At 68.0% G+C, this 9,105-nt stretch carries 8 protein-coding genes and 1 tRNA gene; all 9 read right to left on the bottom strand.

The annotated features are described in order from the left end of the window. Nucleotides 1-23: 23 nt before the first annotated feature. Nucleotides 24-422, bottom strand: a complete 399-nt coding sequence (locus tag HMPREF1138_RS00370) for an FKBP-type peptidyl-prolyl cis-trans isomerase (RefSeq protein ID WP_009055135.1) — start codon at nt 420-422, stop codon at nt 24-26. 44 nt (nt 423-466) lie between these two features. After that, nucleotides 467-1,441, bottom strand: coding sequence for a Bax inhibitor-1/YccA family protein (locus HMPREF1138_RS00365; RefSeq protein ID WP_009055144.1), 975 nt, complete (start codon nt 1,439-1,441; stop codon nt 467-469). 156 nt (nt 1,442-1,597) lie between these two features. Then, nucleotides 1,598-1,671: transfer RNA gene (locus HMPREF1138_RS00360), tRNA-Leu, on the bottom strand. 38 nt (nt 1,672-1,709) lie between these two features. After that, nucleotides 1,710-2,687: a Ppx/GppA phosphatase family protein gene (locus HMPREF1138_RS00355; protein ID WP_009055138.1), complete on the bottom strand. Its 978-nt coding sequence runs from the start codon at nt 2,685-2,687 to the stop codon at nt 1,710-1,712. Between the two features lie 60 nt (nt 2,688-2,747). Further along, entirely contained in the window at nt 2,748-3,257 is a 510-nt protein-coding gene (locus HMPREF1138_RS00350) for a DUF501 domain-containing protein (protein ID WP_009055150.1), read from the bottom strand. Next, complete coding sequence (locus tag HMPREF1138_RS00345) at nt 3,254-4,012, bottom strand: FtsB family cell division protein (RefSeq protein WP_009055146.1); 759 nt, start codon at nt 4,010-4,012, stop codon at nt 3,254-3,256. The genes HMPREF1138_RS00350 and HMPREF1138_RS00345 overlap by 4 nt, the downstream gene beginning before the upstream one ends. 109 nt (nt 4,013-4,121) lie before the next feature. Further along, nucleotides 4,122-5,399, bottom strand: coding sequence for a phosphopyruvate hydratase (gene eno, locus HMPREF1138_RS00340; protein WP_016460196.1), 1,278 nt, complete (start codon nt 5,397-5,399; stop codon nt 4,122-4,124). A gap of 179 nt (nt 5,400-5,578) precedes the next feature. Then, on the bottom strand, nt 5,579-6,190 hold the full coding sequence (locus HMPREF1138_RS00335) for a hypothetical protein (protein ID WP_009055142.1): 612 nt from the start codon (nt 6,188-6,190) through the stop codon (nt 5,579-5,581). Nucleotides 6,191-6,244: 54 nt separating this feature from the next. Next, on the bottom strand, nt 6,245-9,105 hold a 2,861-nt coding region (gene mfd, locus HMPREF1138_RS00330; protein WP_009055148.1), incomplete at its 5' end, for a transcription-repair coupling factor.

Here is a 9,105-nt window from a genome sequence, read left to right as displayed (position 1 = left end):
CCGCCCCCGTTCTTCAGCTGCGATCAGTTCACGCCGAGGATGTCTGTGACGAAGACCAGGGTCGCGCCGCCGGGGATGCCGGCCTGCGGGACGCCGCGGGCGCCGTAGCCAAGCTCGGCGGGGATGGACAGGAGCACGCGGTCACCCACGCGCTTGCCCACCAGGCCCTCATCCCAACCGGGGATGACCATGCCGACGCCGATCTGGAAAGACAGGGCGCCGCCGCGGTCGAAGGAGTTGTCGAAGTCGGTAGCCGAGCCGAAGACCGCGCCGTAGTAGTGGCAGGTGATCGTGTCGCCGGCCTCGACCTCCTGGCCGTCGCCGGCGCGCAGGACCTCGACGACGAGCTCGTCGGAGGGAGTGCCATCGAAGGAGAGGGCGGGCTTGCGGCCAAATTCGCCGGTGACAGAAATGTTCTCCATGGGTTCTTCCTTGGTGGGGTAAGTGTCGAGTGATGGACGAGCCGTCAGTTGCGGCGCATCAAGTACGACAGGATCTTGAGGATCTCGAGGTAGATCCAGATGACGTCCGTCATGATCGCGAAGGTGCACAGCCACGAGTACTTCTCAGGCACGCCGGCGTTCACGCCAACCTTGACAGCGTCAAAGTCGCGCACGAGGCACAGGACACCGATGAACACAGCGAACAGACCAATGATGACGCCCAGCGGGATACCCAAGACCCGAATATTGGTCACCAGCGTCATGTCGACGGCGCCGGTGACCCCCAGCACGAAGCTGATGGCGTAGTAGATGGCGAAAGCGGTCGAGCCCAGGAAAGCCACGCGGGTCAGGGTCTTGGAGTTACGCACGAAGCCGAAACTGAACGCCGCAAGCGTCACGCCGATCACGATCAGGGTCGCCAGGACAGCCAGGACGACAATGCCCGGGTAGAGCATCTCGAAAACGAAGGACAACGCACCCAGCACGAAGCCCTCGATCAGCGAGTAGGCGATGATCGCCCCGGGGCGCACCTTCTTCGAGAAGCGCACGAACAGGCCCAGGCCGAGGGTCACGGCGCACAGGCCGAGGGCGGTCACCATCGCCAGTGCGGGGACAATCACGCCGGCCATCCAGCCGACGACGGCGCCGGCCACCAGCAGGCCGAAGCACATGAGGGACTTGACCACGACATCGTCGTAGGTCATGTGCCCACGGTCCACCGCGTCGGCGGCAGGGGCGTTCATCATCGCCTCATAGGAGGCCATCTGATCCCCGTAGGCGCCCTGCTGGCCGTAGGCCTGCTCCTGGGGCATACCATAGGGGCCCTGCTGGCCATACGCCTGGCCCTGCTGGGTCTCGTAGGGGTTCGCCTGGCCCCCATAGGGGTTGGGTGCCTGCTGCGCGGCGGGCTGATAGCCGGGCATCGTGGGATATCCGGCGGGAGTCTGGGACTGAGCGGACCAGTCCTTCTGAATCGAGTTCATCACCGGGTTGGCCATATTTCCTCCTTGGTCAGTGATGCATTGCCTCTAGTGTCGCACGAGGCACCCCCACAGTGGGAAACGTACCATTATGCGCGCAACGAAACTGAGGATCCACCCGGGGGCACGCTCAGGCGAGCCCCGGCCACGGCCTCGTCCGTGCCGCGCGGATAGTACCCCCGGTGGGACTCGAACCCACAACACACCGATTTTAAGTCGGTTGCCTCTGCCAATTGGGCCACGGGGGCCAGACGCGAGTCCAGCCTACGGGAGGCCGGCGCCCGCATCAAGCCTGATCGATCATCGCCATCGCAATACCGTCGAGGATGTCGTGCTCGGAGGTGACGACCTCGTCGATGGGGTGCCCGGCGCCGCTCGCGCGATCCAAAACACGCGTCACGATGCGGCTCCAGATGAGCGCGCCGGCGGCAATCACGTCCTCGCGGCCCTCGGGCATAAACCCCAGGGAAGCCTTGACGGAGACCGGTTGGTCGACCATGAAGCGCACGGCCTCCTCGATCTGAGCGGCGCTCAGGCGCGCCCCGTGGATGCGTTCAGGCTGGTAGGAGGTGAGCCCCAGCGCCTGCGCGGTCAGCGTCGTCACCGTGCCGGCGACGCCCACGAGGGAACGCACCCGCGCCAGATCCACCGCCTTCTCCGCGCCATCCAGCTGCTCGTCGATCCACGCGATCGCGCGCTCCTGCTCCGCCTTGGGCACGCCGCCCGCGGGGTCGACGTGGGCGAAAAACTTCTCCGTCAGGCGCACCGCACCCATGTCGATCGACACCGCCTGCTTGACGCTCGTCGATCCCAGCACCAGCTCCGTCGAGCCGCCGCCGATATCGACGACCAGCATGGGGGCGTCAACCCCCTCCCCGAGCCCGCCGACCGCGCCGGAAAACGACAGCGACGCCTCCTGCGTGCCGACGACCACTTCGGGTTCAACACCGATGACAGCCTTAATCTGGCGGACGAATTCAGCGCTGTTGGAGGCGTCGCGCGTCGCCGAGGTCGCCACGAAACGGGTGCGCGTCGCGCCCAGCTTCTCGATCATGCGCTGATACTCGACCGTCGCCTCCACCGTCCGCTCGATCGCGGCCGGATCTAGGTAGCCGCGTGCATCCACCCCCTGTCCCAGGCGCACGATGCGCATCTGGCGCGTCAGATCGGCGAGGCGGGGTCGCCCGTCCTCGCCGACGGTGGCGTCGGCGACGAGCAGTCGGATGGAGTTTGTTCCACAGTCAATGGCAGCTACGCGGGTCATCGCTTCGTTTCTGGTGGGTTCTTTCCCGGACGAGGCCGGGGCTAGCTCATGTGGGTGCGCTCAGCAGGAGCAGCGCGCGGTCGAAAACAGGCCGCGCTCCTCAAGCATGGCGAGCGCGCGATCGCCGATCGGGTTCACGCCCGGTCCCGCGGCCAGCGAGTGGCCCACGAGGGCGTGCAGGCACTTGACGCGCGTCGGCATGCCGCCCGCGCTCACGCCGGAAATCTCGGGGACGTCGCCCAGGGACAGGCGCGCATCGATGTAGGCCTGGTGGGCGCGCGCGTAGGCGGCGCGCAGCTCCTCGTCGGCGGCGAGCTCCTCGTTCAGGGCGTCCATGACGTGCTCGGCCTCCAGCGTCGAGGCGCCCTTCACGGCGGCCGGATGCGTCAGGTAGTAGGTCGTGGGGAATGGGGTCCCGTCGGGCAAGCGCGGCGCGGTGGCGACGACCGTGGGGCGCCCGCACACGCAGCGCGCGGCGATGCCGACGACGCCTCGGGGCACGCGCCCCAGCTGCTCGCGCAGGACCTCGAGGTCCTCTTCGGTGGCGTCGGTGGTGTTAACGAGGCTCATTCTCCGCTTTCTTGGCCGGTGGTGGGCGCCTGGCCCGACTGGCTGGTGTCAGCCGACGGGATGGGCGTCGCGCTGGGCGGCTGATCCGCCTTCCCCACTAGGATAGCGAGCTGCTGCACCCAGGGCCGCGCGGGCCCCGTCGGCGCCGCGGCCGCAGCCATCGCGGAATCCTGGTATTGCGGCCCCGGATCCACGACCGTGTATTGAGTCTCACCCGGGCGCACGTACCCCAGGCGTTCACGCGCCTGCGCCGAGATGTAGTCCGGGTCGTTCCACAGGTCCAGCTGGCGCTGCATCTCCTCGTTGTGGCGCTGCTGCTCTGCGACCTGCGCCTTGATCTGGGCGAGCTCGCGTTCCTGCTGCCACCACTGGTACACGCTGGGCACCAGCATGACCGCGAGGATCGCAGCGACCGTCAGGACGACGACGAGGCGCGTGGAGATATCCAGGCCGCCGATCGACAGGACGGAGGCACCCTCACGGCCGCCCCGAGCGCCCTGGCGCTCCCGGGCGCGCTGCGCCCGCCGTTCCTTCGCGGAGGCCTTGCGCTCCGCGCCCGCCTCGGCCTTCCCAGCGTCCGCCTTCTTTCCCTTGCGCGTGCTCCGCGCCGAGGCCTCGTCCCCCTTCGCGGCCTTGGCCGCGGCCCTGCGCTGACGCGACTTTTCCGCGTTGATCTCACGCGTCGTGCGCGCTGCCTCCGAAGTGGAGGAGCGGCGACGTGAGGAAGGGCGGGAGGAAGGACGACGGCTAGCCATTCTTCTATCGTGCCCTATGAATGCGAATTTGGCTCACCCCCACGCCGTGAAAAAACTCCGCGCGGACCCTTGCGGGCCCGCGCGGAGCTATGCGGCTAGTTGCCTAGGCTCACTTGAAGCGAGGGAAGGCAGAGCGGCCGGCGTACACGGCGGCCTCGCCCAGCTGCTCCTCGATGCGCAGCAGCTGGTTGTACTTGGCGACGCGCTCGGAACGAGCGGGAGCACCGGTCTTGATCTGGCCGGAGTTGGTGGCGACGGCCAGGTCGGCGATCGTGGTGTCCTCGGTCTCACCGGAGCGGTGCGAGGTCATCGAACGGTAGCCGTTGCGGTGAGCTTCCTCGACGGCGTCGAGGGTCTCGGTCAGCGAACCAATCTGGTTCACCTTCACGAGCAGCGCGTTCGCGGCACCCAGCTCGATGCCCTTCTTCAGGCGGGCGGGGTTGGTGACGAACAGGTCGTCACCGACCAGCTGGACGCGGCCACCGATCTCGGCGGTCAGGGCCTTCCAAGCATCCCACTCGTCCTCATCCAGCGGATCCTCAATGGAAACCAGCGGGTAGTTCGAGATGAGCTTCTCGTAGTACTCAACCATGTACTCGGTCGAGCGGCCTTCGCCCTCGAACTGGTACAGGCCGTCCTTGAAGAACTCGGAGGAGGCGACGTCCAGGGCCAGGGCGACGTCCTCGCCCGGCTTGAAGCCGGCCTTCTCGATCGCGGAGACGATCAGGTCGAGGGCCTCAGCGTTGGAGTCCAGGTTGGGGGCGAAGCCGCCCTCGTCGCCCAGACCGGTGGACAGACCGCGGTCCTTCACGACGCCCTTGAGCGTGTGGTAGACCTCGGCGCCCCAGCGCAGGGCCTCACGGAAGGAGGGAGCGCCGAGGGGGGCGATCATGAACTCCTGGATGTCAACGTTGGAGTCCGCGTGGGAGCCACCGTTGAGGATGTTCATCATGGGAACGGGCAGGACGTGAGCGTTGGGGCCGCCCAGGTACTTGTACAGGGGCAGGTCCGCGTACTTCGCAGCGGCCTTGGCGACGGCGAGGGAGACGCCGAGGATGGCGTTCGCGCCGAGCTTGCCCTTGTTGGGGGTGCCGTCCAGGTCAATCATGGCCTGGTCGATGTAGCGCTGATCGTCGGCTTCCTCACCGATGAGCTCGGGGGCGATCTGCTCGACGACGGCATCAACGGCGTCCTGGACGCCCTTGCCAAGGTAGCGGCCCTTGTCGCCATCGCGACGCTCGACGGCCTCGAACGCGCCGGTGGACGCGCCGGAGGGGACGGACGCGCGCGCAGCGGTGCCGTCCTCGAGGACGACCTCGACCTCAACAGTCGGGTTACCGCGCGAGTCTAGGATCTCGCGTGCACCAATGCCTTCAATAACTGCCACGTCATTCTCCAATCGATGTTGTTGCGTGGAAGCGGTCAGTACAACGGTAATACGGACCGCCATATGTGGTCACCCCCGATGAGGGGACGTTTTTCAATGTGGGACGAAGCGTCCCGCTGCGCGACGCCGGGCAAGCGACATTAGTCCCCGCCCGGTGTGAGCGAATGCTCACACAAGCGTCATCGCGTGGTGGTTCCCGGCGTACCTCCACCCATCAGCGAGGAGACGTCGGGTTCCTTCTCGCCGGAGACCGCGTCACCGAACATGGGCACCGTCACCTCCTCGGTTCCGCCCACGGAGGGCTGCGGGAAGCGCGGGTTGAGGCGCGCATTCGCCGTCTGGCGGGCCTGAGCGAAGGCGGTGTTGAGCGTGTCCACGGCCTGAGGGTTCGTAGAGACGAACCTGTTGAGCTCCTGGCGCAGCAGCATGGACTTCACGGCCGCTCGCGTGCCGCGTCCCAGCGCAGGGCTCTGCACGCCGACCTCTTGGGCGACCTCCGTGACAGCCTGGTCGATCTGTTCATCGCTCACCGTGAGGCCCACGGCGGCGCCCGTATTCTCCAGCAGGGGCTCGTTGATCAGGTGCGAGCGCACGGTGGCGGCGTCAATGTCCGTCTTCCCGCCCGTGAACTCGTGGATCTGAGCGACCGCCTCGTCGACTTCCTCGATGCTGTAGCTCCCCGCGGAGGAGGTGACGGCTGCTCCGGGATGGGCCGAGCACGCCCCCATTCCCAGTCCTGCGGCCGCGATGAGAGCGGCGGTCACCAGCTGACGTGTGTAGCGCACGAGCATTCCTTCCTCAGATGTGTTGCGACGCAATGGGACCAGTGTATTCCACCACAGGGCCTACTCGCCAAAAGGCACGAGAATCTTGGTCACCAGCGTCTCCACCCACTCCAGAAGCGGGCCGTCGGTGAGCGTGGATCCGCCGACGCGCGAGGTGAGGGGCAGGGGCACCAGGACCTGGCGGACGGTCGCCTTGATGACGGTGCCCGGGTGCAGTCGCTTGAGGCGCATCACCTGCGAATCGCGCAGCTCGACGGGCGAGACGCGCAGGTACTTGCCCTGCGTGACAACCTCGGTGATCCCGGCGCGGCGCACGATCTCGCGCAGCCGTGCGACGGCGAACAGCAGGTCGACCTGGGGCGGGATGGGGCCGTATCGGTCGACCAGCTCCTCGCGCACGTCGGCTTCCTGCTCGGGAGTGGTCGTGGCGGCGATCTTCGCGTAGACCTCGAGGCGCAGGCGCTCCCCTCGCACGTACCCCTCGGGGATGTGCGCGTCGACCTGCAGGTCCATGCGCACGTCGGCCTTCTCGGCGGGCGCGTCGCCGCGGTAGGCGGCAACCGCGTCGGAGACCATGCGCACGTACAGGTCGAATCCGACGCCCTCGACGTGGCCCGATTGGGCCCCTCCCAGGAGGTTGCCGGCGCCTCGGATCTCGAGGTCACGCTGGGCGACTGCCAGGCCCGCGCCCAGCTCGGTGTTCGCGGCGATCGTCTTGAGGCGCTCGTGAGCGGTCTCGGTGAGCGCCTTGTCGCCGGGGTAGAAGAAGTACGCGTAGGCTCGTTCGCGGCCTCGCCCGACGCGCCCGCGCAGCTGGTGGAGTTGGGACAGGCCGAAGGTGTCGGCGCGGTCCACGATGAGGGTGTTCGCGTTGGAAATGTCCAGGCCGGTTTCGACGATGGTCGTGCACACGAGGACATCGAACTCGTGGTTCCAAAAGTCCTGGATGACGGCCTCGAGCTGATGCTCGTTCATCTTGCCGTGGGCGGTGCGCACGCGCGCCTCAGGGACCAGCTCGGCGATGTGGGAGGCAACCGAGGAAATCGAGTCGACGCGGTTATGCACGTAGAACACCTGGCCGTCGCGCAGGAGCTCGCGCCGGATTGCGGCGCTGACCTGGGCGTCCGTGTAGGCACCGACGAAGGTCAGGACGGGCTGGCGTTCCTCCGGCGGGGTCTGGAGGATCGACATCTCGCGGATGCCGGAGATCGCCATCTCGAGGGTACGCGGGATCGGTGTGGCGGACATGGACAGGACGTCCACGTCGGTGCGCAGCGCCTTGAGAGTCTCCTTGTGCTCGACGCCAAAGCGCTGCTCCTCGTCGATGATGACCAGGCCAAGCTTCTTGAAGGAGACGGTGCCGGTCAGCAGGGAATGTGTGCCGATGACCAGGTCGACCTCGCCCGAGGCCAGCCCCACCTTGACCTCCTCGGTCTCCTTAGGCGTCGAGAAGCGCGAGAGGGTGCCGATGCGCACGGGGAAGCCCGCGTAGCGCTCGGCGAAGGTTTCCGCATGCTGGGTGACCAGCAGGGTCGTGGGCACGAGGACGGCGGCCTGGTAGCCGTCCTGGATGGCCTTGAAGGCGGCGCGCACGGCGATCTCGGTCTTGCCGTAGCCGACGTCGCCGGTAAGCAGGCGGTCCATGGGGACGGGCTTTTCCATGTCGGCCTTGACCTCGTCGATGGTGACGAGCTGGTCGGGGGTCTCCACGTAGGGGAAGGCGTCCTCGAGTTCGCGCTGCCAGGGAGTGTCGGGCCCGAAGGCGTGTCCTTTCGTCTGCTGGCGCACGGCGTACAGGCGGATGAGCTCCTTGGCGACCTCGTTCACCGCCTTCTTGGCGCGCGCCTTGGTCTTGGCCCAGTCGGCGCCGCCCATCTTCGTCAGGGCCGGCTCGTCGGATCCGGTGTACTTCGAAATCTGGTCCAGGGCGTCGGTGGGCACGAAGAGCCGGTCGGCGGGCTGGCCGCGCTTGGAAGGCGCGTACTCGATGACCAGGTAGTCGCGCGTGGAGGCGGCGTCCCCGCGCCCGATCGTGCGCGAGACCAGCTCGATGAAGCGCCCGATGCCGTGCTGGTCGTGGACAATGTAGTCCCCGGGGTGCAGGGTCAGCGGGTCCACACCCTTGCGCCTGCGCGAGGGCATGCGTCGCATATCGCGCGTGGAGGCGCCGACGCGCCCGGTCAGGTCGCCTTCGGTGAGGATCGCGAGTTTCAGATGGGGCGCCACGAATCCGACGCCGGCCTGCGCGGTCGTGATGGTGACGAGGCCGGGGTCGGGGCGTGCTTCCACGCTGTCCGCGAGCGCGGCCGGGCATGAGGCGTCGGTGAGGATGGAGCGGATGCGTCGGCCGGGGCCGGGGCCTTCGGTGGTGACAACGATGCGCCAGCCGTCGCGGGCCAGGTCGGTGAGGTCGGCGGCGGCGCGGGCGAAGTCCCCGCGGTAGGGGTGCACGTCGCGGGCTCCCACGCGCATGAGGGTGGGCGAGACGACGACGGGCGCCGGGCCTGACTGACCCGCGGACCCGGCCTCGGCCTCGTCGATGGCGGAGGCGAGGTCGGCGGGCGGCAGGTCGGTGAGCTCCCACCAGGGGCGCGTCCCACTCCCCCACAGCTCGCTCAGGTCGAGGAACGAGGCCTTGGAGGCCTCGAGTGGAGTGTCGGCTCCCCCGGCGGCGGCGCTCCACGCGGCGGCAAGGAATTCCTCGGTCGTGGCGACCAGGTCGGCGGCGCGGGCGCGGATGCGTTCGGGGTCGGAGGCGAGGATGGGGGCGCTTGCCGGGAGCAGGTCAAGGAGGGATTCCATGCCGCCCACGAGGATGGGGGCCAGCGATTCGATGCCGGGCGCGGCGATCCCCTCGGCGGCGAGGCTGAGCATCTCGGCGGCGCCGGGCAGGCGGTCGGCGGCCTCGCGGGCGCGGGCAC

Origin of the sequence: Actinomyces sp. ICM58 (assembly GCF_000283035.1) — a bacterium.
Taxonomy (GTDB): Bacteria; Actinomycetota; Actinomycetes; order Actinomycetales; family Actinomycetaceae; genus Pauljensenia.
Note: the sequence above shows the minus strand (reverse complement) of the source record. Positions and strands in the feature narration are given on the sequence as shown.

What these genes read in the sequence shown, in the direction of transcription:
- HMPREF1138_RS00335 (WP_009055142.1), bottom strand. Translation starts at nt 6,190, where the DNA reads ATGCTCGTGCGCTACACACGTCAGCTGGTGACCGCCGCTCTCATCGCG.
- HMPREF1138_RS00365 (WP_009055144.1), bottom strand. Translation starts at nt 1,441, where the DNA reads ATGGCCAACCCGGTGATGAACTCGATTCAGAAGGACTGGTCCGCTCAG.
- HMPREF1138_RS00345 (WP_009055146.1), bottom strand. Translation starts at nt 4,012, where the DNA reads ATGGCTAGCCGTCGTCCTTCCTCCCGCCCTTCCTCACGTCGCCGCTCC.
- HMPREF1138_RS00350 (WP_009055150.1), bottom strand. Translation starts at nt 3,257, where the DNA reads ATGAGCCTCGTTAACACCACCGACGCCACCGAAGAGGACCTCGAGGTC.
- HMPREF1138_RS00370 (WP_009055135.1), bottom strand. Translation starts at nt 422, where the DNA reads ATGGAGAACATTTCTGTCACCGGCGAATTTGGCCGCAAGCCCGCCCTC.
- HMPREF1138_RS00355 (WP_009055138.1), bottom strand. Translation starts at nt 2,687, where the DNA reads ATGACCCGCGTAGCTGCCATTGACTGTGGAACAAACTCCATCCGACTG.